Source organism: Stenotrophomonas sp. Bg11-02 (assembly GCF_002836635.1).
GTDB classification, from domain to species: Bacteria; Pseudomonadota; Gammaproteobacteria; order Xanthomonadales; family Xanthomonadaceae; genus Stenotrophomonas; species Stenotrophomonas lacuserhaii.
This window is the reverse complement of the sequence record NZ_PJAY01000061.1, coordinates 57,138-79,850: the sequence shown is the minus strand read 5'-3', so window position 1 is coordinate 79,850 and position 22,713 is coordinate 57,138. Positions and strand designations below refer to the sequence as shown.

The following is a 22,713-nucleotide window of genomic DNA, read 5'->3' as shown; positions in this document are numbered from 1 at the left end:
CCCGCCTCGGAGACGGGCTCCTAGTCAGCCCGCGATCTCGCCGATCACCCGCTCCAGGCCATCCTGCCAGGACGGCAAGGCGATGCCGAAATCCTGCTGCAGCTTGCGGTTGTCCAGCACCGACCAGGACGGCCGCTTGGCCGGCGTCGGGTACTCCGAGCTGGCAATCGCTTCCACGCTCGGCACCTTGGTCAGAACGCCGCGTGCGAGGGCTTCGGCGAAGATCGCCTCGGCGAAACCATGCCAGCTGGTCTGCCCGGAAGCGGTCAGGTGCCACGTGCCGGAAAGTCCGCCCGCGTGCTGCAGGGCCTGTGCAGTGACATCCGCAATCAGCGCTGCCGGCGTCGGCGTACCGACCTGGTCAGCCACCACCCGCAATGCGTCACGCTCGGGCCCCACGCGCAACATCGTGCGCAGGAAATTGGCACAGTGCGAGGCATACACCCACGCCGTGCGGAAGATCATGTGGCGTCCGCCGGCAGCACGCACGGCGTCTTCGCCGTCGCGCTTGCTGGTGCCATATACGCCCAGCGGAGCGGTCGGCTGGTCTTCCCGGTAAGGCGCGGTGCCTTCACCGTTGAACACGTAGTCAGTGGAGTAATGCACGAACGGCACGCCCGCAGCCGCGCACCAGCGTGCAATCACGCCAGGTGCCTCGGCGTTGGCACGGAACGCCGCCTCCACCTCCTGCTCCGCCTTGTCCACCGCCGTATAAGCGGCAGCGTTGACCACCATTGCGGGTCGCACGCGATCCAGCAGCGCGACCAGCGACCCGGGCTGGTTGAAGTCTGCAACCTCGCAGGCGCTGCCGTCCGGCAGCACGCCGCTGCGCGTGGTGGCCACCACCTGGCCCAGCGGCGCCAGCGCACGCAGCAGCTCCTGGCCGACCTGGCCGTTGCCGCCGAACACCAGGACCGTCATGCGACGAACACCGGCAGCCGCTCTTCGGCGATATCCTTCAGGAACGGGGCAGCCTCATCCTTTGCCGACAACGTCGGGTTGGAGATCGGCCAGTCCACCGCCACGTCGGCATCGTTCCAGCGAAGTCCCGCATCCGCCTCCGCCACGTAAACGTCGGTGCACATGTAGTGGAACAGAGCGCGCTCGGACAACACCGCGAATCCGTGAGCGAAGCCCTCCGGGATCCAGAACTGCCGCCGATTTTCAGCGCTGAGAATCACTGACGCGTGTTTTCCGAACGTCGGAGACCCTTGACGGATATCCACCGCTACATCGTAGACCTCACCCTCCAGAACGCTGACCAGCTTTCCCTGCGGCCGAGGCCACTGGTAATGCAGGCCACGCAGCACGCCGCGTGTGGACGACGAAATGTTGCTCTGGACAAAATCCATCCGCAAACCTTCTGCCTCGAAACGCTCTTTGTTCCAACCCTCGAAGAAAAAGCCGCGGGCGTCTCCAAATACCCGAGGCTCCAGTACGACACATCCTGGAAGCTGAGTTGGGACGATTTTCACGGAACCGAGCCCCGCTGGGCCAAAGCATGGAGATACTGGCCGTAGGCATTCTTGATGAGCGGTGCGGCCAAGGACTCAAGCTGGGCCACGTCAATCCAGCCGTTGCCCAGTGCGATCTCTTCAGGACAGCAGACCTGCAGGCCCTGGCGGGTCTGGATCGTTTCGATGAAGTTCGAAGCTTCCAGCAACGACTGGTGCGTGCCGGTATCCAGCCACGCGTAACCGCGACCCAGCGGCTCCAGATGCAATGCACCCTCGTCCAGGTAACGCTGGTTGAGGTCGGTGATTTCCAGTTCACCGCGCGGCGAAGGCTTCAACTCAGCAGCGTACTCGCTGGCCTTGCCATCGTAGAAATACAAACCGGTCACCGCATAGTTCGAGCGCGGTTGTGCAGGCTTTTCTACCAGCCCGATCACCTTGCCGTCCTTGTCGAATTCGGCAACCCCGTAACGTTCCGGGTCGTTGACCCAGTAGCCGAACACGGTAGCGCCCTCATCGCGCGCATCGGCGCGTTTAAGCACCTCGGTCAGGCCATGTCCGTGGAACACGTTGTCACCGAGCACCAGGCAGCTGGGCTTGCCATCCAGGAACTCGCGGCCGATGAGATACGCCTGGGCCAAGCCATCCGGGCTCGGCTGGGCGGCGTACTGGATGTCCATGCCCCACTGCGAACCGTCGCCCAACAGCTGCTGGAACAGCGCCTGCTCGTGCGGGGTGTTGATGATCAGCACTTCACGAATGCCCGCCAGCATCAGCACGCTGAGCGGGTAATAGATCATCGGCTTGTCGTACACCGGCAGCAGCTGCTTGCTGACGCCCTTGGTGATCGGATAAAGCCGGGTGCCTGAGCCCCCGGCAAGGATGATGCCTTTACGCTGCGTCATGGATATGTGGTCCTTTGTGGGCTCAGGCGGTGGTGCCGATGCGCTGCAGGCGGTAGCTGCCATCGAGCACGCCGTTCACCCATTCCTGGTTGTCCAGGTACCAGTCGACGGTGAAGCCGATGCCCTGCTCGAACGTGTAAGCCGGCTCCCAGCCCAGTTCGTCCTTCAGCTTGGAGGCGTCGATTGCATAGCGGCGGTCGTGGCCCGGGCGATCGGTGACGTAGGTGATCTGGCTGCTGCGGGGCTGGCCGTCTTCGCGCGGACGACGTGCATCCAGCAGCGCGCAGATCGCCTGCACGACTTCGATGTTCTGCTTTTCGGAATTGCCGCCGACATTATAGGTTTCGCCGACGCGGCCCTTGGCCAGCACGGTGCGGATCGCTTCGCAGTGGTCGGACACGAACAGCCAGTCGCGCACCTGCTTGCCATCGCCATACACCGGCAGCGGCTCGCCGGCCAGCGCCTTGGCGATCACCAGCGGGATCAGCTTCTCCGGGAAGTGGTACGGACCGTAGTTGTTGGAACAATTGGTGGTCAGCACCGGCAGCCCGTAGGTGTGGTGGAACGCGCGCACCAGATGGTCCGAGGCCGCCTTGGAGGCCGAGTACGGCGAGTTGGGCGCGTACGGCGTGGTCTCGCTGAACTTGCCGGTCTCGCCCAGCGTGCCGTAGACCTCATCGGTGGACACATGCAGGAAGCGGAACGCCACGCCCTTGTCGGCCGGCAGCGCCTTCCAGTAGTCGCGCACCGCTTCCAGCAGGCCGAGCGTGCCGACCACGTTGGTCTGGATGAAGGCGCCCGGGCCGTCGATGGAGCGATCGACGTGGCTTTCGGCGGCAAAGTTCAGCACTGCATCGGGCTGGTGTTCGGCCAGCAAGCGCGATACCAGCGCACTGTCACCGATATCACCTTCCACGAAGACATGGTCGGGATTGCCTTCCAGACTGCTCAGGGTCTTCAGGTTGCCGGCATAGGTCAGGGCATCGAGATTGATGACCTTGACGCCGCGGGCTGCTGCTTCGAGGACGAAATTACCGCCAATGAATCCGGCGCCGCCGGTGACAAGCCAAGTGGGCACTACCTGTTTCTCCTGTAATGGGATGAATGTCCAGGCCTCCAAGGCGCGGGCGATTCAGTCGCAAAGGATACAACGGGGCTCCATGGAAGGCCTCTTTGGGGATGATATGGACTGCGCCATGCCGCGCTGCACCATCATCTACCTCACCATACGCATTCGCATGGCCGCCAATCGCCAGTTAGAATCGGATCCCACCCCCGAACCGGTTGCTGCTGTCAGGACCGGACGACCCCCGATAGTGAAGGACCCGTACCAGATGAAAATCCTCGTCGCGTACAAGCGCGTGGTGGACTACAACGTCCGCATTCAGGTCAAGCCGGACGGCTCCGGCGTGGTGACCGACGGCGTCAAGCTGTCTCCAAATCCTTTCGATGAAATCGCGCTGGAAGAAGCCCTGCGCCTGCGCGACAAGGGCATCGCCAGCGAAGTCATCGTCGCCACCATTGCCCCGGCCGACGCCCAGGCGCACCTGCGCAACGGCCTCGCCATGGGTGCCAATCGCGCCATCCACATCGTGACCGACCAGGCCATCCAGCCGCTCACTGCCGCGCGTGCCCTGCTCAAGCTGATCGAAAAAGAACAGCCGGAGCTGGTCATCCTGGGCAAGCAGGCCATCGATGACGACGCCAGCCAGACCGGCCAGATGCTGGCCACGATCTGGGGCCGCCCGCAGGCGACATTCGCCAGCAAGCTGGAAATTTCCGGAGAAGCGGGCGCCGACCGCAAGGCCACGGTGACCCGTGAAGTCGATGCCGGCTTGGAAACGCTGGAAGTGGACCTGCCGGCCGTGGTCACCACCGACCTGCGCCTGAATGAGCCGCGCTTCATCAAGCTGCCCGACATCATGAAGGCCAAGGCCAAGCCGCTGGAAACCCTGCAACTGGCGGATCTGGGCGTTGACGCCGTGGATACCCTGAAGACCACCACCTATGCCGCACCGGGCAAGCGCAGCAAGGGCGTGATGGTCAAGGATGCCGCCGAGTTGGTGGCCGCACTCAAGCAGAAGGGGTTGCTGTAATGAGCACGATTCTCGTCATCGCCGAACACCACGACGGCAAGCTCAACGCCGCCACCGCCAAGACCGTCAGCGCAGCATCCGCGATCAGCGGCGCCGAAGTGCACGTGCTGGTGCTGGCTGCCGACCCCGCCGCGGTTGCGGCTGAGGCGGCAAAGATCAGCGGCGTCAGCAAGGTGCTGACCGTGGCCAACGCCGCCAACGCGAACCCGATCGCGCAGGTGCTGGCGCCGCAGATTGCCAAGGCCGCCGCCGGTTACAGCCACGTGTTCGGCCCGTCCACCACCTTCGGCAAGGACCTGATGCCCTGCGTGGCCGCCCTGCTGGGCGTCGCCCAGGTGTCCGACCTGATGACCGTGGAAGGCAGCCATACCTTCAAACGCCCGATCTACGCCGGCAACGCGATCATCACCGTCGAGGCCCCGGCCGACCAGACCGTGGTTGCCACCGTGCGCAGCGCGTCCTGGGCTGAAGCCGCACAAGGTGGCAGCGCCAGCGTGGAAGCGCTCAGCGTGGACGTCACCTTGCCGACACATACCCGATTCATCGGCCTGGCCGCCGCCAGCAGCGACCGTCCTGACCTGCAGAGCGCCAAGCGCGTGGTCTCCGGTGGCCGCGGCGTCGGTTCGGAAGAGAACTTCAAGGTGATCTACCAGCTGGCGGACAAGCTGGGCGCCGCCGTCGGTGCCTCGCGCGCCGCAGTGGATGCCGGCTACGTGCCCAATGAGCTGCAGGTCGGCCAGACCGGCAAGATCATCGCGCCGGAGCTGTACGTGGCGATCGGCATCAGCGGTGCGATCCAGCACCTGACCGGTATCAAGGATGCGGGGACCATCGTTGCGATCAACAAGGATCCGGATTCGCCGATCTTCGAAATTGCAGACATTGGACTGGCGGGTGACCTGTTCACGATTTTGCCAGAGTTGGAGAAAGCTCTGTAGGGCTCATTTGTGGAATAGTAGGCTCCGCAACGTCGGCCGCCCTGTGCGGCCGACGCTCTTCCCGTTCCAACTATTGGATTCTTCACCCGCGTGTCTCCAAACTCTTCAACATCCCTGTCATTGAACACTACGGATCGGACTGGCACACGGGGTCTTCCGATTGGCCTGGAGGTGTCTGTGGTCGTTCCTGTCTATGGATGCGCGGGCTGTCTTGAAGAGTTGACCGAGCGCATATTGGCCGCCGTTAGCGGAATGGGCCGGACCGTCGAGCTCATTTTTGTGGACGATGACAGTCCAGATCAGGCTTGGAGCAGAATCAGCGAACTCTCCGCGCTTCACCCTGCAGTGCGCGGCCTTAAACTATCCCGAAACTTCGGCCAACATGCGGCGATCAGCGCCGGGATAGCGCAAACGCGCGGCGCGGCCGTCATTGTCATGGACTGCGACCTGCAGGATGTGCCTGAAGAAATTCCGGCGCTCCTAGAAGCACTTACCGACGATGTGGAAATTGTCCTCGGGCAGCGTACCGAGCGACGTGACACTTGGTTGAAGCGCACCGGATCCCGCGCGTTCTACCGCACCCTTGGCTGGCTGACTGACACAAGCTACGACCCTAGTACTGCCAATTTTGGCGCGTACAGCCGCAAGGTCATCGATGCAATGAACGCGATGCCGGAAACGGACCGATTTTTGCCTCTTCTTGCCCGGTGGACCGGCTTCAGAACCGCGCGCATTTCCGTGGAGCACGGAAGACGCACGGAGGGCAGAAGTAGCTACACATTGCGCAAGCTGCTGCAAATGGCCACGCGGATCGCCTTGTCTTTCTCCGACAAGCCGTTGCGACTGGTCATGTCCGCAGCGTTCGCACTGGCCGGTGTCGGCCTGTGCGTCGCTGCGTTTGCTGTCTACCGCTACCTCGTGGGCGACATTCGCGTAGCAGGCTTCACCAGCATTCTCGCTTCGGTATGGCTAGTGGGCAGCTTCCTGATGGCCAGCATTGGCGTAGTGGGCCTGTATGTTGGACGTGTGCACAACGAAAGCAAGAGACGACCGCAATACATCATCTGGCGCGACTCATGGAACGACGAGAATGAATGAATCGCCGCTGCTCAGGTACTCTCCCCTAGATTCAAACCGCTTCTCCATTCGCGTGGAGCGCGCCAGCCTGGGCCGCCACGTTCAGGTGGCAAGCGCGATCAGCGCGATCCAAGCCTCTACGGCTGAGTTGATCATCGCCCGTTTCCCCGCAGGCGATTGCGCAATCCCCAACGCGCTTGTCCAGCGTGGCGAAGCCCTTATCCATGCCGATACGCTGGTCTACTATGACGTGGGCTTGCCTGCGCCGAGCGCCAAGGCAGCAGCCAACGTACGGCTTGCGGAGGTCACCGATCTCGAAGCGATCCGCAGCATCGCTTCCACGGCGTTCAAAAATTACCGCGCGCATTATGCTGCCAACCCGTTACTGCCTGCGGCGCAGGTTCTTGATGGGTACGTCGAGTGGGCGCAAAGCCGAGCCGATCCCTCCGACCCCAGCAGCGATACGTGGCTGGTATTTGACGACGGCGTTGCGGCTGGTTTTGCCACATGCGACATCAAGGATCGCGGGGTGGAGATCGTACTGAACGCAGTCCATCCTTCTTTCGAAAGAAGAGGCCATTACGGAACGCTGCTGCGTCACCTGCTGCACCACTATGCAGAAACCGGACTGGGCCGGTTGAGCATTTCCACGCAGATCTGGAACTACACCGTGCAGCGGCAATGGTCCCGTGCAGGATTACTGCTGGAAAGTGCATACGACACCTTCCACATTGATCGGCGCATCGCCGCGCAGCGGAGCACATCATGAACTTTTCCCCGACACTTTTTCCCTGGTCGATGGTTGCCGCAACAATCATCCTGACCAGCTATGGCCAGCTCGTCATCAAATGGCAGGCGACTTCGTATCAGGCAACCACGGCAGGGTGGTTGGGCAAACTGCCAACGGTGGTGCAGCTTCTTCTCCAGCCTTGGGTCGTATCGGCCTTTTTTGCTGCTTTCGCCGCATCGCTCTGCTGGATGTTGGCGGTGTCGCGTCTGGAGCTCAGCCGGGCATATCCGTTCATGGCGCTCAACTTCGTAATCGTATGTATTGCGGCAGTACCCCTGTTCGGCGAAGCATTCACTCCATCCAAGGCGATCGGACTGGTGACCGTTATTGTCGGACTGGTCATAATCAGCCAAGGCTGATTTTACTTAATCGCATCGCAAAGAGACCTCATGATTCCGTTCAATCGCCCGTTCATGACTGGAAAGGAACTCCCCTTGATCAGCCAGGCTCATGCCAATGGCCATCTGTCTGGGGATGGGCCGTTTACCAAGCAGTGCCACGCCTGGTTGCGACAGCGCACCGGAGCATCTACAGCCTTGCTTACGCATTCCTGCACCGCGGCGCTCGAAATGGCCGCTCTGCTTCTGGATCTTAAACCGGGCGACGAGGTGATCATGCCTTCGTTCACTTTCGTATCTACTGCAAATGCATTCGCACTTCGAGGCGCAGTTCCTGTCTTTGTCGATGTGCGATCCGACACGTTGAACATCGACGAGTCACTGATCGAAGCGGCAATTACGCCGCGCACTCGGGCTATCTGTGTTGTCCATTACGCTGGTGTGGCTTGCGAGATGGACATGATCGTTGATATTGCGCAGCGGCGCGGACTGGCCGTTGTCGAAGATGCCGCACAAGGCATCATGTCAACTTACAAGGGGCGAGCGCTTGGCACGATTGGTGATCTTGGTGCTTTCAGCTTCCACGAAACAAAGAATGTCATCTCCGGGGAAGGTGGCGCGCTGCTGTGCCGAGATGCCTTTTATGGAGAGCGCGCGGAAATCATCCGCGAAAAAGGCACCAACCGCAGTAGATTCTTCCGCGGGCAAGTGGACAAGTACACGTGGGTCGATGTGGGCTCGTCCTACCTCCCAGGTGAAATCATCGCGGCATTTCTGAGTGCTCAGCTGGATGATGCCGAAGAGATCACTGCCAGGCGCCTTGCAATCTGGGATCGCTACCATGCGTGGGCAGCGCCTCACGAAGCCGACGGCACCTTGCGGCGCCCGGTGATACCGGAGGCATGTGAGCACAATGCACACATGTATTACCTGCTGCTACCCAGCCTGGAAGCCCGTGCCCGCTTCATTGCCAGCATGAAGGCTCGCGCCGTTCAGACTGTCTTCCACTACATCCCCCTGCATTCTTCGCCTGCTGGAGAGCAGTTGGGGCGAGCTTCCGGCACGCTGGACGTCACCAACGACATCAGCAACCGGCTGGTTCGCCTCCCGCTCTGGCTCGGCCTGGAGTCGCTGATGGATGAGGTCCTGGACGCCGCCGAGGCGTCGATCCGTGAGGGCTGATGAAGATGACAGCTGACTTGCCAACGTCAAATGCGGATCCGGATCCGACCGGAAGCAGAGACGCATCCACACCACAGTTGTCCTGGGGACATCGTGTCGACGCAGGCCTGTTGCTTCTGGTGTCCTACGCCGGCTTTTTCCTTGCGTCGAAGATGATCGGGTTCACTCCAGGCTATGGCCTTGATGACTACGGCATCATCCGCAGGGGCGCCGGCGAAAGTCTGGTCGATTTCTTCTTGTCACAGGGACGCTATGGCAGTGCGCTGATGGACGTCGTGCTGCATGCCAGCAACCTGACCATGGCCAGCTTTTCGACGATAGGGCTGGCTGCGACCGCCTTTTTCAGCGGACTGTTCTTCAAGGACGCACTGGATCTCCCCAAGCGATCTTCCCCCATCCTTGCGGTCGGCATCGGCGCCCTCCTGGGCTCCCATCCTTACTACGCAGAGTACGTATCGTTTCGTCAGGCAGCATTGCCGATGTCGGCGATGTTCCTGAGCCTGTGGGCTGCGCTCCGGCTGTATCGCCTCGCATTGGAGCAGGAGGAAGCCAGGGTATTCAACGTGCTGGCGAGTCTTTTCGCCATGACACTGGCGATGGGATTCAATCAGTTGGCCGTTTCATACATGTCTATCGCTGTGTTGTGCGTGCACATGCAGCGACTGCAGATGGGCATCACCCCCACCTACATGGGAAAATCTGCTGGCAGTTGGGCCTGGCTTGAGCCGATCATCAGGGCCATGTTGATCGGTGCAGTACTCATCGCCACCAGTACGATTGTGGCGAAGATGACCATGCTCATGTTCGGCCTTGAGCCCACCCAACGCGCGGAGCTTATCGGGGCGGATATGCTTGGCCAACGCAGCGAAGCACTGATGGGCCTTGTGCAGGTTATATGGGCCGATTCGGAGACCGTCGCCGGCTGGCCAGCAAAAATCCTTGCACTGGCAGGGTTCTTTGTCTTGCTTGCGTCCTCTTTGCGCGGGTACCGGCGAGCGGGATGGCTTTCGCTTGTAACGTTCTTGGCGGCTACAGCCGCTGCACTCATACCGACGGCGGCGTCGACGATCTGGTGGCCGGTGCCACGTACACTGATAGCTGTTCCCTTCGCCTTGGCGGCCGCCATTGCACTGCTTGCGGCACGTGGTGGCCGTTTGGCTACACTGGCAGGCGTGCTGCTCGTTGCCAGCGCTGGAATTTTCTCGGCGCACAGCACTCAGATTCTTTCCAACCAGCAACGCCTCAACCGCTGGGACCAGATGCAGGCCCGTGACATTACCCAGATGGCTGCGGGGAAATTCTCCGGGCAGGCATCCAAGCTCGCGCTTGTTGATTCTGACTGGGGACACGACGTGGCGCGTGAAATCGCCCAAGGCGATCTCAATATTTCCGCATTGAGCGTTGCTTGGGCACTCGATCCGCTGTTTGACGAAGCCACTGGCAGTGATCAAACGGTTCGTCTGGCACCTGAATTCAGTGAGTTTTGCTCGACATCGCCGAAATATCCTGACCCTGCCTCGCTCCATCTGGAAAATGGTGAGGTTGTCGTATGCATGCAATGAGAAACCTGGTCACCACTGCACCTGCCTTCCCACTATCTCAGGCCCACGTCTACATATGAAAGTTCTGGTAACCGGAGGATCCGGCTTCATCGGCTCACATACCTGTATTGAACTACTGGCAAGCGGCCACGATGTCGTGATCAGCGATAACCTAAGCAATAGCCAGGTTGACGTGCTTGACGCCATTCAATCCATCTCAGGGAAGAAAGTCGCGTTCACGCGTTGCGATGTCCGCGATGGCGAGGCGATGAAGACAGTCCTGAGGTCGCACTCGATTGATGCAGTCATTCACTTCGCGGCGCTGAAGTCCGTTGGTGAGTCGTGGCGACGCCCGCTCGATTATTTCGACAATAATATTTCCGGAACGATCACCCTCCTGCAGGCCATGGAGGAGGTTGGCGTACGCCATTTCGTTTTCAGCTCGTCGGCGACGGTATACGGCGATCCTGACCACTGCCCCATTTCCGAGTCCGCCCCGACCCGCACCACCAATCCCTACGGACGCACCAAACTTGTCTGCGAGCAGTTGCTGTCTGACAAAGTCGCTGCAGACCCGCACTTCCACGTGGCCTCACTTCGCTACTTCAATCCAGTGGGAGCACACCCATCTGGATTGATCGGCGAATCGCCCAATGGCACGCCCAACAACCTGATGCCTTATGTCTCCCAAGTTGCCAGCGGACAACGCGAGTATCTTCAGGTATTCGGTAATGACTACAATACGCCGGATGGAACCGGAGTTCGGGACTACATCCACGTCGTGGACCTGGCTGTCGCCCACGTTCTGGCACTCGATCACATCGTCGGGAATGGTCAGAGCATGACGGTGAATCTGGGTACTGGCAACGGGTACAGTGTTCTGGAGGTGGTTGCCGCGTTCGAGCGCGCCAGTGGTCGCAGCGTCCCGGTGCGCATTGTTGATCGCAGGCCCGGTGATGCAGCCAGCTGCTTCGCAGATCCGACACTCGCGCGAGAAGTGCTGGGATGGCGCGCCATGCATGACCTTAACCAGATGTGCGTGGATGCCTGGCGCTGGCAAGTCCACTCCGGCGCGACCCTCACCTGACCTGGATCCAGACATCACCAATGCTGCCCCAGATCTCAGCAGTCATCACTTTCCACCGCGAAGGGCTATTGGCCCACAAGAGTCTTTTGTCACTTCGCCGATGCATACTTGCTGCGGAGCGGCGAGGCATTGCAGTGGAGGTAGTCGCTACGCTTGACAATGCCGACAGTGAGACGTCGCGCATTGTTGCTATGCACCGCGACACAGGACTGATCGACCAGTTGCTAGAGGTGCACTGCGGCGATCTCGGACTTTCCAGGAATGCTGCAATCCTGTCAGCGAGGGGAACATGGATCCTGATCTGCGATGGTGATGATTACCTATCTGCGGGCTTCATCACCCGTTGCTGGGACACTGCGGCCGGCGACGAGCACGTTATCCTGCACCCCGAATTGATCGTGACATTCGGCGCAGAGACCGGAATCTGGTGGCAGACCGGCAGCAATGCCGCAGAGTTCGACGCCAACTGCATGCTGGTCACTAATCCTTGGAATTCATGCAGTTTTGGTGCCAAGGACATCTATCTGGAAACACCGTACGTACTGGCACGTCCAGGAGAGTCTGGATTCGGCTTTGAAGACTGGCACTGGAACTGCCAAACGCTGGCGTTGGGCCACCCCCACCTTATAGCGGAAAAGACCGCTCATTACGTGCGCAAGAAGGAGTCGGGGTCATTGAACAACGCCCATGCGGGTAACCGTGCACTCATCCCACCAACTCGCTTGTTCGCGCCTCGCCCGTGACTTCCAGAGCCTTCATTCGCCGCATCTACCATCTAGTGGATCGCCTGATGCTGTCCAAGCTTCAGGAAAGCACGCAGCGCCGACTCCTTTCCCTCATACTTGCGATGATCAGGCGTGTCTGCCCGTCTGCAGGCGGGTCACTGTCAGTAGACCGCCTTCTGGCGCGCAGGAACCTGCGCCAACCGGCAAAACCGATGCGCACACTTCCTGCATGGGCGGTTGATGATATGCGGGGCCTCGCCGTGGAAGTGGACACGCTGCTGTCACCTGGCGCATTCCTCCAATCAGCTCCGGTAGCCCGCTACGCGCCCACGCACTGGGTGGACGCCGGCGCGGCGTATCAGCGCATCCTGGACGAGGTGGGAAATCGTCGCTTTGACACGATCCTGTTCGTGCCGTGGCTCAAGCGCGGTGGCGCCGATCTGGGGGCGCTGCATCACGCAAACCTTTGCCATGGTGACCTGGGGCAACGCACCTTGGTCATTGCCACCGAACCTGGAGACTCGCCTTGGGCTGGTCGCCTCCCCAGGGATGTCGCGTTCATCGATGCAGGCGAGGAAATGGCCGCGCTTAGTGGGCCAACGCGGGAGCCGGAAATCGTGCTCGCCAGGCTCGTGCTACAACTTGCGCCGGACCGCATCCATATCATCAATTCGCATACAGCCTGGAGAATGCTTGAGCAGTTTGGTTTGGCTTTACGGCAACAGACCCGCGTCTTCGCTTCACTGTATTGCGATGAATTTACAGTCGACGGCCGGGTGGATGGACTCGCACAGCGGCATCTCCCCACTACGTCTCACCTGCTGGATGCCGTGATCACAGACAACAGCGCTTCTCCAGAGAGCTGGAGCAACATGTTGGGAATCAACCACGATCTTTTCAAGGTCGTTCATTTCCCTGCGCCACACATGACACGCGCGGCACGTGCGGCACGTGCGGATGCAGCAGGCAACCGTGTATTGTGGGCCAGTCGTCTCGAACGCCAGAAAAGACCGGAGTTGCTGCTGCAGCTTGCATCCCGCATGAAGCACCTGCACTGGGACGTCCACGGAACTGCCCTGGCCGCCGACGATCAGGTGCACAAGGAACTGCGCCGCTTGAACAATGTCACGTTGCACGGGCCGTTTGACAGCTTCCGTGACATCGTTTCTGCGGAGCATCTAGCTTACGTTTACACCAGCGCCTGGGATGGTCTGCCAAACGTGCTGCTGGAAGCCGCGCAAGCTGGCCTTCCTATTGTGGCGCCAGATGTGGGTGGAATCCGCGACCTGGTGCCTGCGCGGTGGTTGCTCGCCGCGAATGCCGACGCTGCGGACTATGTACAGGCTCTCGAGGGGCTGCAGGCCAACAGCGTTAGTCGGCAACAGCGCTTGCGTGAGCAGGACGAGCGCGTCGCCCTGTTCACTTGGCAATCATTTGCCAATGGCATGCGTCGGATAGAGGGCTACGCGGACATGTGACAGCGGCTGCCGCAGTAGCTCAGCTCCTGCGCAGCTGTCTAAGCCATCCGCCAATACGCGTCCTGAGTGAGGAAGCAATTGGCAGGCGATTCCCTACCAGACGCGCCGCTTCGAAAAGCCCGACGTTCCCGGAGGCGTCAAAACGACGGGTTCTTGCGAAGCGGTTAGCCACCCGCAGCGGCCGTGCCCACCGCCAGGAACGACTGGCCATGATCTCCTGAAGGAGCTTGGTGCTGGCCTCGTCTCTTGCCCTGTGATACACGCTCGCGTCATGCTCCGCTTCGGCCTGCAGACGGTAGCGGCGAGCCTCGAAGCCGACCGCGGTGAGCTGCTCGTTGCACGCCAGAAGACGATCCTCAGTCATCCTCTGTTGCTCGAGCACATATCGCCGGACCTGGTCCAAGTGGCCAAATCGTTCGCCGGCGGGCAGCGATGTGTCAAACAGACGTTCCAGGCGGGCGCTGGCGTCGGCGGCAGCGGCATTGGCCGCTTGAAGCGCCGCATCCATGGTCTCGCAACGTTCGCTGGCAGACTGCAACTGAAGCGAGAGCTCATCTCGACCCTGTTCCACAGCCCTCAGCGTCGCATGCATCTGTGTAAGCTTGGCCTCCAGTTCCTGTCGCTGCTCTTCCTTGAGCAGGCTGTCGGCTGAATCCGCAGCATGCTTTTCCAGTAGCTGACCCTTTTCCTCCTGCAACTGGGTGACCGTTTGCCAACTGTCACCCAGCAGCGTCTCCAGGCGGGGCTCTCCCTTGAAATGGAATTGGCGCCGTCCGGGAGCGATCGCTTCCCACATCAACACTCCTCCCTGGCGATCCGCGCTGTCGACTACGGCATCAAGCTTGCCGAGCCACCGGCTTCGCGCTTCCAGATTGGCTCCATGCTCAACCAGCGGAAGTGTCTCCAGGAAGGACTCGAAGCTATTTTCCACTCCCAACGACCGGCGCTTCTGGTCATAATAATTGTTGCTGCCACGCAACCAGCAAGGAATGCCGTTGAGCTGCAACCACATGGTGACGTGGTAGGAACAGGAGTAGCCGAACTGACCTACCAGCACGCGCGGCTCCCGCGTTCCCGGCGGAGCCAGAATGGCCTCCACGAGCAGCGCAGCTTGGACGCCGGCAAATGGAAATGCCCGTTCAAGCCGCTTGACCGTTTCCAAAGAGTCGATCACCTGTTCGCGACCATCCTGGAACGCCTGGAACAGGACAGGCAGCTGCGAGCCGCCCATACGGGCGGATACCAATGAGAGATGATGCGTCATCTCCAGCAATGCGGTGTCATTACCCGTGTAGCCGGAGGAGTTGAGGTGAAGGAAAGCCCCCTCCCCCCGGCGAAACTGATACAGCCTAGAGAGCGATTGCAACTGCTCCACGGCATCGTCAAAGGAGAACTCAGCAGACACGCCCTGCTCCTGAACGTTGCGCAGGGAGTCGCGGTCGCGCACACCTACGAGACGCGGCCTGTAGGTCGCGACATGCTCGGCTACTCGTTTTGAATAGCCGGCAGCGACCTGTTGCCCCGAAATAACGTAAGTAGTCCCAGGGAGCTGGCGGAGGAGTTCCTCGGCAATGCTGAGAGAGAAATCGCCCCACATCTCGTTGAGGAATCCCCCGCCATACAGATGGACCAGAGAAACGGCGTTGACCACCAGCACCTGGTGAAGCCCCAAGCGCGCCAGATCCTCGTCGTTCAGGGGCTCGGTCGCGACGAACATCAACGCATCGACCTTGTAAACCCGCCTGAGCGCATCGACTCCAACGAATCTGGAGATGGCCTCAAGGGCGAAGATCGAAACCAGATCCAGCGCCGACGTCTGCTGCAAGTGCGAAACCGCACCGACGTGCTGTAACACGTCGCCGAAATTGCCATAGCCAAAGTCGCTGCCGAGCAGCACCGCCTTGGGGCGACCGGATCGCAGAACTTCGATACTTTCCGCGTCAGCGTAGAAGAGCATTGTCGACATCAAGAAACCTTACGGGAGTCCAGCCAGCCGAGATCGAGGGCCCCGGCAACCCTTTCTGCAAAAACATCCGCGCCGTGCTGCGCAGCGATCAGTTCGCGCGCCCGAAGCCCCAGTTGCAGCGTAGCCTCCCAATCGCCGTAGATTTCTTTCACAGCATCGACATACGCGGCTATCAGAGAGGCCTCATCAACGCTGTTCACCAGTTTTCCGGTCACGCCGTCAATCACCACCTCACGGATACCGCCAATGTCCGGCGCTATCGCAGGCAGTCCAGCGCCCAACATCTCGAGCAGCACGTTCGGAAGTCCATCAAAGTCGCTGGTGTAGATGAATGCGTCATATTTTTCGATAGGCAAATCCGACACGGACGAGAAACCGCCACGATAGTTCACCTTAGCGCCAACCAGGCCGGTGCCCGAACCAAAGATCGCCTTCACATCAACGCCCGCGTCGGCCGAGCCAAACGCGTCGATCTCGACATTGACGCCGGCGGTCTTCAATGCTGTGGCGATCTGCAGTAGACGCTCAGGCCGCTTCTGCACATCCACGCGCGATGCCCACAGCAGCCGCTTCTGTACCGCCCGCCCTGCGTCTACCACGCGCGGTACGTCACATTTCGCATAGACCACCTCGTAGCTGGGAAGCGGGCCGAGAAAGCGTTGATCATCGTCCAGAACGGCGTTGCAATCGGTCACGACTTTCCAGAACCCGGGCAAATGCTTGCGCATCACGCTCATGCCCCAGGGACCACGCCTGATCTTGCCCTGCCAGCTGTACGTGCCATCACAGAAACGATAATAAACAATCCGGAAACTGGCACCCATTACCGGGCCGAACGAGTCCAGCAGCCGATGCGCAAACCCAGAAGATTTCAGGTGCAGACGCGCGCCGTCGGAAGACACCGCCAGCAAGGCTCGGATGGTCATGGCATCCCGCTCGACCTCGTTCAGGGCCGGGAACGCATTGCAGATATCGAGGAATACGCTCCCGGCCGGGAGACGTGACACCCATTCGTGCCGCGGCGCGGATTCCCCCGCAACGACCAGCAGACGCGAATCAGGCGCCTGCTCGGCAATCCTGTCCAGCACCTGCATGATGTATTTTTCGCCACCGCCTGGACGCAGCCAAGGCAACAGCACGATATCGGTGAAGGTCTCCCCCCCGATCATCCGGTAGAGATTTTCCAGCTGCATTCCCCAATGTGCCGGGCTCCACGGCATGGGGCTATAGCTTCCCGCCGACTCGACCCGGTACGGTTCGATCTCGGGCTCCAGTTCAACGGCGTCGCGCAGATAGCCCATCAGCTTTGATGAGGAAGTAAACAGTGCGGTATTGTCCGCCGAGGCGATCTCCTGCCGCTCCCGCACAAGTTTCGCCCAATCTCCGCCCTGGGAACGCGAACGCTGGACGTCGGCAAGAAACACCTTGCGATCAAACAACGGGCCGTGCGGGATGAGGCGTGATGACGCGGCATCCGCCTGCCGGAGCAGACTGCCGTTACGCTGCCGATAAAAGATGACCGTGTCGGGCGCGACCACCATATCGTAACCGCGGGCACGAAGATTGCAATTGAGATGCCAATCCTCATAGGCGAACCCTGACGCCACCCTCAAATCGTCGTAGCCGCACTGGTCGAACGCGGCCCGCCGCACGAAAATACGGGAAATGTAGGGGTGATGAAGGGCGAAATCCCCTGCAGTGAGATATTTCGAGTCGAAGTATCGGACGTTGTGGTACCGGTCGCCGAAGGCACAGAGATATTCAATGAAAACGACCACGTCCGGATTTGGGTTGTTGCGGGCGGTCTCCAGCAAGGCGACGATGGCGTTGGATGAAACCAGGTCATCGGAATCCGAGGTCCAGATGTACTCACCCGTGGCTCGCTCGATGCCTGCGTTTCGCGCCAACCCAAGTGAGCCCACATTCACTTCAACCGTCTCGATACGGGAAAATCCCTCGAGACGCTGCGCGTTGAACGCCTCCCGGGTGGCGCCGTCTGTCCGGTCAAAAACCGCTATCAGTTCGACCGAAATCCCCGCTTTCCTGGCTTCGTGCGCGCACGCTTCAAGCGACAAAAGGGTAGGCGTCAGGAGTAATGACTCCCGATGCAGGTTCAACACCACGCTCACTTCCATACGGCTCACTGGCATTCTACCTTGAAGGGCATTCTGAATTTGAACCACATGGGTTCGTCGTTGTCTGTCAACACATCGAAGACCGCCGCCAATTCGTCGGCATAGATGACGACATTGTCGCTGCGGTCCCATCGGCTGACCTGATTGATACGAATCGCAACCGAGTAGGATTGCCCCCCTCTCAGCAGATTCGCCCCCCTGAATCTGACACGCAACAATTGACCCGCATGCACTTCCACGCCCTTGCGGAAGCTGTTGAAAATGCTTTCCCCCGTCAATTCCTGACCGAACTGATCCTTGATGAGGAAACCAATGCTGGCGTTTTTCAATGCCTTGTGGAACTTGACGTCAATGGCCAACGAGAGCTCGTCCCGCTGTTCGATTCGATCAACCGGTTTGCCATCAGCGTTGAGTACTTGCACCGCCTGCACATGCAGAACGGCACCGTCGGAAGGCATTTCCGCATCGATCGGCGTTGCTTCTTCCTGAACGTTTGCAACAACCTGCGTTGGGCCTGCCACCGCTACGTTGTCGAGCTCATCGTGGATGGGTACGTCGTTTGCTTCAAGAATAAGCCTGTTATGTTCGACGAATACATCATTCATGTAGGCATTGGTCACCTCGGTGACATTTCCCTGCATTTTCAGGGTACCGCCATCGATCCAGATCGCGTAATCGCACAGAGCTCGGACCGCATCAATCGAGTGGCTGACAAACAGCACGGTGCAGCCACTCTCCATGAGCTTGCGCATGCGCGCCATGCTTTTATGCTGAAACCATGCATCGCCGACGCTGAGCGTCTCATCGACAATAAGGATGTCCGGGTCCACATGGATGGCGACAGAGAACGCCAGTCGCGCGAACATGCCGCTTGAGTAGGTCTTGACTGGCTGATGCACATGATCGCCGATGTCGGCGAAGGCGATGATCTGATCAAGCTTTCCGTCCACTTCGGCGCGGGTGAGACCCAGCAACTGGGCGTTCATGTAGATGTTTTCTATACCAGTGAATTCGGGATTGAATCCCGAGCCCAGCTCAAGCAGCGCCGAAACACGTCCAGCCACCCTCGCCTCACCTGTCGTCGCCGCCAACGTGCCACAGATGATCTGCAGCAGCGTCGATTTTCCGGCGCCGTTCTTGCCGAGAATCCCGTATACCTTTCCCTTCGGAATGCTGAAGGAAATCTCACGCAACGACCAGAATTCACGGTAGAAACGCTTGTTTCCACCACCAAACAACATCTGCATCAGACGATCACGAGGCGTGTCGTAGATCTGATAGCACTTGCTCAGGTTACTTACTTCAATGGCGTTCTCAGATGACATCTGCGAAACCCTTTCTGGTCTTCTGGAACCAAGCAAAGCCCAAGACAACCATCGCCAGTGACAGTCCAAGCATCTGGAACCATGTCATCCAATGCATGCTGCCATGCCATATGAGCAGGTCTCTTGACTGCTCAATGAAATAGGTCAGCGGGCTCAGGTAGAGGTATGGTCGGAACGCCTCGGGCATCGCAGCCACCGGGAAGAAGACAGGTGACATGAACATCATGGCGGTGGTGACGACGGCGATGACCTGTCCCACATCGCGAAGATACACGCCGAGCGAAGCAAGTAACCAGGAGATGCCCAAACACATCAACGCCAACGGCAGAAGCACGACCGGCAGCCAGAGGGCCTGCATCGACGGGACACCAAACAGGACACCGTAGAAAAGCAGCCATACCAGCATACTGACTGCGAAATGGAACAGCGCGGCACCGAGCGCTACCACTGGAAGGATCTCCAATGGAAAAATCACCTTTTTTACATAGTTCGCGTTGGACAGGATGAGTGAGGGTGCACGGTTCATGCACTCCGCAAACAAACCAAAGATCATCATGCCGATGAATAGAACTACCGCGAATTCTGTCTTGGAGCCCGAACCACCTGTCCAACGGGCCTGGAACACGACGCTGAAGACAAAGGTGTAGACGACCAGCATCAAGACGGGCGTAAAGAAGGACCACAGAAGGCCCATGACCGAACCCCTATAGCGGCCGACTACCTCTCGCTTGATCATATCCAGAATCAAGACGCGGTAATGCACTATTGAGCGGATCGCGGTAGTCGGGGCCAGGCTCATCGCTTGGTTTGAATTGAACATTCTTGACTTCCTGAATTGCTGGCGTCGCCCCTCCCAAACGGAGGGCGAGATACGTGGTTTCAACTGAACGAGAGCAGTCAGCCCGAAAGCGCCCGTTCCAGATCCACCATAAGATCCCCCAACTCCTCCACCCCGACACTCAACCGCACCAGCCCCGCACTGATCCCAAGCGTCTCCCTCCGCTCAACGGGAATGGAAGCATGCGTCATCACCGCAGGATGGTTCACCAGGCTTTCCACCCCGCCCAGCGACTCGGCCAGGGTAAACAGCTCCGTCCGCTCGCAGAACACCTTCGCCGCCTCGAACCCGCCCTTCAGCACGATCGATACGATGCCGCCGTAGCCGTGCATCTGGCGCGTGGCCAGCTCATGCTGCGGATGGCTCTTCAGCCCCGGATAGATCACCTTCTCCACCGCAGGCTGGGTTTCCAGCCACTGCGCCAGCGCCATCGCATTGGCGCAGTGCGCCTTCATGCGCAATGGCAGCGTCTTCAGGCCACGCAGCGCCAGGAAGCTGTCGAACGGGCCCTGCACGCCACCGATCGAGTTCTGCAGGAAGGCCATCTGCTCGGCCAATTCCGCGTTGTCACCGACCACCACCATGCCGCCGACCATGTCCGAATGGCCATTGAGGTATTTGGTGGCCGAGTGCAGCACCAGGTCCGCGCCGAGTTCCAGCGGGCGCTGCAGCATCGGCGAGGCGAAGGTGTTGTCGACCACGATCACCAGGCCGTGCTTCTTCGCGACAGCTGCGACCGCGGCGATGTCGACGATCTTCAGCATCGGGTTGGTCGGCGTTTCAATCCAGACCATCTTCGTGGCCGGGGTGATCGCCGCTTCAAACGCGGCCAGGTCGGTCAGGTCGACGAAGCTGAAATCCAGGCCAGCGGTGCGGCGACGCACGCGCTCGAACAGGCGGAAAGTGCCACCGTAGATGTCATCCATCGCCACCACGTGGCTGCCGGCATCCAGCAGTTCCATCACCGTGGAGGTGGCGGCCATGCCCGAGGCGAACGCGAACCCACGCGAGCCGCCTTCCAGTGAGGCCACGCAGCGCTCGTAGGCGAAGCGCGTCGGGTTGTGGGTACGCGAATACTCGAAGCCCTGGTGCTCGCCCGGGCTGCTCTGCGCATAGGTGGACGTGGCGTAGATCGGCGGCATCACCGCGCCGGTGCTGGGATCGGGCGACTGGCCGCCGTGGATGGCCAGCGTGGCCAGCGAAAGCGCGCGCTCGTGGGCCGGCCTTGAAGAGTCAGACATATAAGGGTTTCCTGCTGGGCGCCCAAGGTGGTCGCCGTTGAAGGTTCGGGAGTCTATCAGCGCGGCCTTAACGACCTTTGACCCTGATAAACGCGGATTCAATGTGTAAAAACTTCGAACGTCGCCTTACTGAACGCGACGGCGCAGGTAGTTCAGCAGATCGATCCGGGTGATCAGGCCCAGGAACGTATCGCCGTCCATGATGATCGCCACCTGGCCGCGGTCGAACACCGGCAACAGCGCTTCGATCGGCGATTTCACGTCCAGCCGGTCCAGCTTGCTGACCATCGCGGTGGACACGGTGTCGCGGAAGCGCGCTTCATCGCCGTACACATGCAGCAGCACGTCGCTTTCATCGACGATGCCGACCAGCGTGTCGCCGTCAACGACCGGCAGCTGGGACACGTCATACAGCTTCATGCGCTGGTAGGCGGTGGTCAGCAGGTCGTTCGGGCCGATGACCACGGTGTCGCGCTGGCCGTACGGGCGCAGGATCAGGTCGCGCAGGTCGCCGTGCTGCGGGCGCTCCAGGAAGCCGTTGTCCAGCATCCAGTAGTCGTTGTACATCTTGGACAGATACTTGTTGCCGGTGTCGCAGACCAGCACCAGCACCCGCTTCGGCGTGGTCTGTTCCTTGCAGTACTTCAGCGCCGCCGCCAGCAGGGTACCGGTGGACGAGCCGCCCAAAATGCCTTCCTTGCCAAGCAGTTCGCGGGCGGTATGGAAGCTTTCGGCGTCGGTGATGGCATAGGCCTTCTTGACCCGGCTGAAGTCGGAGATCGACGGCAGGAAGTCCTCGCCGATGCCTTCCACCAGCCAGCTGCCGGACTTGTCATTGAGCACGCCGTCGTTGATGTACTCGGCCAGGATCGAGCCCACCGGATCGGCCAGCACCAGCTCGGTCTTCGGCGACAGGGTGGAGAACGCGCGCGACAGGCCGGTCATGGTGCCCGAGCTGCCACAGCCGAACACGATCGCGTCCAGCTCGCCTCCCATCTGCTCGAGGATTTCCGGGCCGGTACCAAACTCGTGCGCTGCCGGATTGTCCGGGTTGCCGAACTGGTTGATGAAATAGGCGCCGGGGATCTGGTCGGCGATGGTCTTGGCCAGGTCCTGGTAGTACTCCGGATGGCCCTTGGCCACGTCCGAACGGGTCAGCCGCACTTCGGCGCCCATCGCCTTGAGGTTGAAGATTTTTTCCCGGCTCATCTTGTCGGGAACCACAAGCACCAGCTTGTAGCCCTTCTGCTGGGCCACCAGCGCCAGGCCCAGGCCGGTATTGCCGGCGGTGCCTTCCACCAGCGTGGCGCCGGGCTTGAGGTCGCCGCGCTTTTCCGCCGCCTCGATCATCGACAGGCCGATACGATCCTTGATCGATCCGCCCGGGTTGGCGCTTTCGAGCTTCAGGAACAGCTCGCAGACACCGGTATCCAGGCGCTGGGCCTTGACGATGGGGGTCTGGCCAATGAGGTCGAGGACGGAAGCATGGATGGGCATTCGGGGAACTTCGATTCGCGCCGCGCAGGGCCGGACAGTGGATTATCCGCTGTATGGGCGTGAAGATGGTAGGCCTTGCCGGCCGGCCACGCGCTCGAAG

The 22,713-nt window shown here is 60.3% G+C and carries 20 protein-coding genes; 10 read left to right on the top strand and 10 right to left on the bottom strand.

Annotation, left to right across the window (positions count from 1 at the left end; genetic code table 11):
• Positions 1 to 24: 24 nt before the first annotated feature.
• From rfbD to rfbB, 4 genes are read right to left on the bottom strand one after another with little or no spacing between them, the layout of a single operon-like run.
• Entirely contained in the window at positions 25 to 921 is an 897-nt protein-coding gene (rfbD, locus tag CXG43_RS12205; protein WP_101100184.1) for a dTDP-4-dehydrorhamnose reductase, read from the bottom strand.
• Positions 918 to 1,475, bottom strand: a complete 558-nt coding sequence (gene rfbC / locus CXG43_RS12200; protein WP_101100183.1) for a dTDP-4-dehydrorhamnose 3,5-epimerase — start codon at positions 1,473 to 1,475, stop codon at positions 918 to 920. Before rfbC ends, rfbD begins: the two co-directional genes overlap by 4 nt.
• On the bottom strand, positions 1,472 to 2,359 hold the full coding sequence (gene rfbA, locus CXG43_RS12195; protein WP_101100182.1) for a glucose-1-phosphate thymidylyltransferase RfbA: 888 nt from the start codon (positions 2,357 to 2,359) through the stop codon (positions 1,472 to 1,474). Before rfbA ends, rfbC begins: the two co-directional genes overlap by 4 nt.
• 22 nt (positions 2,360 to 2,381) lie before the next feature.
• A complete protein-coding gene (gene rfbB, locus CXG43_RS12190; protein WP_101100181.1) occupies positions 2,382 to 3,437 on the bottom strand; it encodes a dTDP-glucose 4,6-dehydratase in 1,056 nt (351 codons plus the stop codon).
• 256 nt (positions 3,438 to 3,693) lie between these two features.
• On the opposite strand from rfbB, the gene CXG43_RS12185 reads away from it, so the two are divergent.
• The 10 genes from CXG43_RS12185 (at position 3,694) to CXG43_RS12140 (ending at position 13,611) form a co-directional block, all read left to right on the top strand.
• Positions 3,694 to 4,455, top strand: a complete 762-nt coding sequence (locus CXG43_RS12185) for an electron transfer flavoprotein subunit beta/FixA family protein (RefSeq protein ID WP_101100276.1) — start codon at positions 3,694 to 3,696, stop codon at positions 4,453 to 4,455.
• A complete protein-coding gene (locus tag CXG43_RS12180; protein WP_101100180.1) occupies positions 4,455 to 5,393 on the top strand; it encodes an electron transfer flavoprotein subunit alpha/FixB family protein in 939 nt (312 codons plus the stop codon). The genes CXG43_RS12185 and CXG43_RS12180 overlap by 1 nt, the downstream gene beginning before the upstream one ends.
• A 177-nt stretch (positions 5,394 to 5,570) precedes the next feature.
• On the top strand, positions 5,571 to 6,491 hold the full coding sequence (locus tag CXG43_RS12175; RefSeq protein WP_232767772.1) for a glycosyltransferase family 2 protein: 921 nt from the start codon (positions 5,571 to 5,573) through the stop codon (positions 6,489 to 6,491).
• Positions 6,484 to 7,239 (top strand): GNAT family N-acetyltransferase, encoded by a 756-nt coding sequence (locus tag CXG43_RS12170; RefSeq protein WP_157825050.1) that lies wholly within the window; start codon positions 6,484 to 6,486, stop codon positions 7,237 to 7,239. The genes CXG43_RS12175 and CXG43_RS12170 overlap by 8 nt, the downstream gene beginning before the upstream one ends.
• Positions 7,236 to 7,619, top strand: coding sequence for an EamA family transporter (locus CXG43_RS12165; RefSeq protein ID WP_101100177.1), 384 nt, complete (start codon positions 7,236 to 7,238; stop codon positions 7,617 to 7,619). Before CXG43_RS12170 ends, CXG43_RS12165 begins: the two co-directional genes overlap by 4 nt.
• A 30-nt stretch (positions 7,620 to 7,649) precedes the next feature.
• Complete coding sequence (rffA, locus tag CXG43_RS12160; protein ID WP_101100176.1) at positions 7,650 to 8,780, top strand: dTDP-4-amino-4,6-dideoxygalactose transaminase; 1,131 nt, start codon at positions 7,650 to 7,652, stop codon at positions 8,778 to 8,780.
• Positions 8,780 to 10,342 carry a hypothetical protein gene (locus CXG43_RS12155; RefSeq protein ID WP_157825048.1) on the top strand — a complete coding sequence of 521 codons (1,563 nt, stop codon included), beginning with the start codon at positions 8,780 to 8,782 and terminating at the stop codon, positions 10,340 to 10,342. Before rffA ends, CXG43_RS12155 begins: the two co-directional genes overlap by 1 nt.
• A gap of 55 nt (positions 10,343 to 10,397) precedes the next feature.
• Positions 10,398 to 11,408, top strand: a complete 1,011-nt coding sequence (gene galE, locus CXG43_RS12150; RefSeq protein WP_101100174.1) for a UDP-glucose 4-epimerase GalE — start codon at positions 10,398 to 10,400, stop codon at positions 11,406 to 11,408.
• Positions 11,409 to 11,428: 20 nt separating this feature from the next.
• Positions 11,429 to 12,151 carry a glycosyltransferase gene (locus tag CXG43_RS12145; RefSeq protein ID WP_101100173.1) on the top strand — a complete coding sequence of 241 codons (723 nt, stop codon included), beginning with the start codon at positions 11,429 to 11,431 and terminating at the stop codon, positions 12,149 to 12,151.
• A gap of 47 nt (positions 12,152 to 12,198) precedes the next feature.
• Positions 12,199 to 13,611, top strand: coding sequence for a glycosyltransferase family 4 protein (locus CXG43_RS12140; protein WP_101100172.1), 1,413 nt, complete (start codon positions 12,199 to 12,201; stop codon positions 13,609 to 13,611).
• Positions 13,612 to 13,630: 19 nt separating this feature from the next.
• Here CXG43_RS12140 and CXG43_RS12135 read toward each other — a convergent pair whose 3' ends face one another.
• From CXG43_RS12135 to CXG43_RS12110, 6 genes are all read right to left on the bottom strand, one after another.
• Positions 13,631 to 15,568, bottom strand: coding sequence for a hypothetical protein (locus tag CXG43_RS12135; RefSeq protein WP_101100171.1), 1,938 nt, complete (start codon positions 15,566 to 15,568; stop codon positions 13,631 to 13,633).
• 8 nt (positions 15,569 to 15,576) lie between these two features.
• The gene (locus CXG43_RS12130) at positions 15,577 to 17,712 is read right to left on the bottom strand and encodes a glycosyltransferase (RefSeq protein ID WP_232767781.1); all 2,136 of its coding nucleotides are present in this window, start codon (positions 17,710 to 17,712) and stop codon (positions 15,577 to 15,579) included.
• Between the two features lie 5 nt (positions 17,713 to 17,717).
• The gene (locus CXG43_RS12125) at positions 17,718 to 19,037 is read right to left on the bottom strand and encodes an ABC transporter ATP-binding protein (protein ID WP_101100169.1); all 1,320 of its coding nucleotides are present in this window, start codon (positions 19,035 to 19,037) and stop codon (positions 17,718 to 17,720) included.
• On the bottom strand, positions 19,027 to 19,857 hold the full coding sequence (locus CXG43_RS12120) for an ABC transporter permease (RefSeq protein WP_223181788.1): 831 nt from the start codon (positions 19,855 to 19,857) through the stop codon (positions 19,027 to 19,029). The genes CXG43_RS12125 and CXG43_RS12120 overlap by 11 nt, the downstream gene beginning before the upstream one ends.
• A 77-nt stretch (positions 19,858 to 19,934) precedes the next feature.
• Complete coding sequence (locus CXG43_RS12115; RefSeq protein WP_101100168.1) at positions 19,935 to 21,116, bottom strand: cystathionine gamma-synthase; 1,182 nt, start codon at positions 21,114 to 21,116, stop codon at positions 19,935 to 19,937.
• Positions 21,117 to 21,242: 126 nt separating this feature from the next.
• Complete coding sequence (locus CXG43_RS12110; protein WP_101100167.1) at positions 21,243 to 22,613, bottom strand: pyridoxal-phosphate dependent enzyme; 1,371 nt, start codon at positions 22,611 to 22,613, stop codon at positions 21,243 to 21,245.
• Between the last annotated feature and the right edge of the window lie 100 nt (positions 22,614 to 22,713).

Coding starts and splice junctions, on each gene's coding strand:
- CXG43_RS12180 (WP_101100180.1), top strand. CDS start 4,455: ATGAGCACGATTCTCGTCATCGCCGAACACCACGACGGCAAGCTCAAC.
- CXG43_RS12155 (WP_157825048.1), top strand. CDS start 8,780: ATGAAGATGACAGCTGACTTGCCAACGTCAAATGCGGATCCGGATCCG.
- galE (WP_101100174.1), top strand. CDS start 10,398: ATGAAAGTTCTGGTAACCGGAGGATCCGGCTTCATCGGCTCACATACC.
- CXG43_RS12170 (WP_157825050.1), top strand. CDS start 6,484: ATGAATGAATCGCCGCTGCTCAGGTACTCTCCCCTAGATTCAAACCGC.
- CXG43_RS12120 (WP_223181788.1), bottom strand. CDS start 19,857: ATGTTCAATTCAAACCAAGCGATGAGCCTGGCCCCGACTACCGCGATC.
- CXG43_RS12130 (WP_232767781.1), bottom strand. CDS start 17,712: ATGGAAGTGAGCGTGGTGTTGAACCTGCATCGGGAGTCATTACTCCTG.
- CXG43_RS12110 (WP_101100167.1), bottom strand. CDS start 22,613: ATGCCCATCCATGCTTCCGTCCTCGACCTCATTGGCCAGACCCCCATC.
- CXG43_RS12140 (WP_101100172.1), top strand. CDS start 12,199: ATGCTGTCCAAGCTTCAGGAAAGCACGCAGCGCCGACTCCTTTCCCTC.
- CXG43_RS12135 (WP_101100171.1), bottom strand. CDS start 15,568: ATGCTCTTCTACGCTGACGCGGAAAGTATCGAAGTTCTGCGATCCGGT.
- CXG43_RS12125 (WP_101100169.1), bottom strand. CDS start 19,037: ATGTCATCTGAGAACGCCATTGAAGTAAGTAACCTGAGCAAGTGCTAT.
- CXG43_RS12165 (WP_101100177.1), top strand. CDS start 7,236: ATGAACTTTTCCCCGACACTTTTTCCCTGGTCGATGGTTGCCGCAACA.
- rfbA (WP_101100182.1), bottom strand. CDS start 2,359: ATGACGCAGCGTAAAGGCATCATCCTTGCCGGGGGCTCAGGCACCCGG.
- rffA (WP_101100176.1), top strand. CDS start 7,650: ATGATTCCGTTCAATCGCCCGTTCATGACTGGAAAGGAACTCCCCTTG.
- CXG43_RS12115 (WP_101100168.1), bottom strand. CDS start 21,116: ATGTCTGACTCTTCAAGGCCGGCCCACGAGCGCGCGCTTTCGCTGGCC.
- rfbD (WP_101100184.1), bottom strand. CDS start 921: ATGACGGTCCTGGTGTTCGGCGGCAACGGCCAGGTCGGCCAGGAGCTG.
- CXG43_RS12145 (WP_101100173.1), top strand. CDS start 11,429: ATGCTGCCCCAGATCTCAGCAGTCATCACTTTCCACCGCGAAGGGCTA.
- CXG43_RS12185 (WP_101100276.1), top strand. CDS start 3,694: ATGAAAATCCTCGTCGCGTACAAGCGCGTGGTGGACTACAACGTCCGC.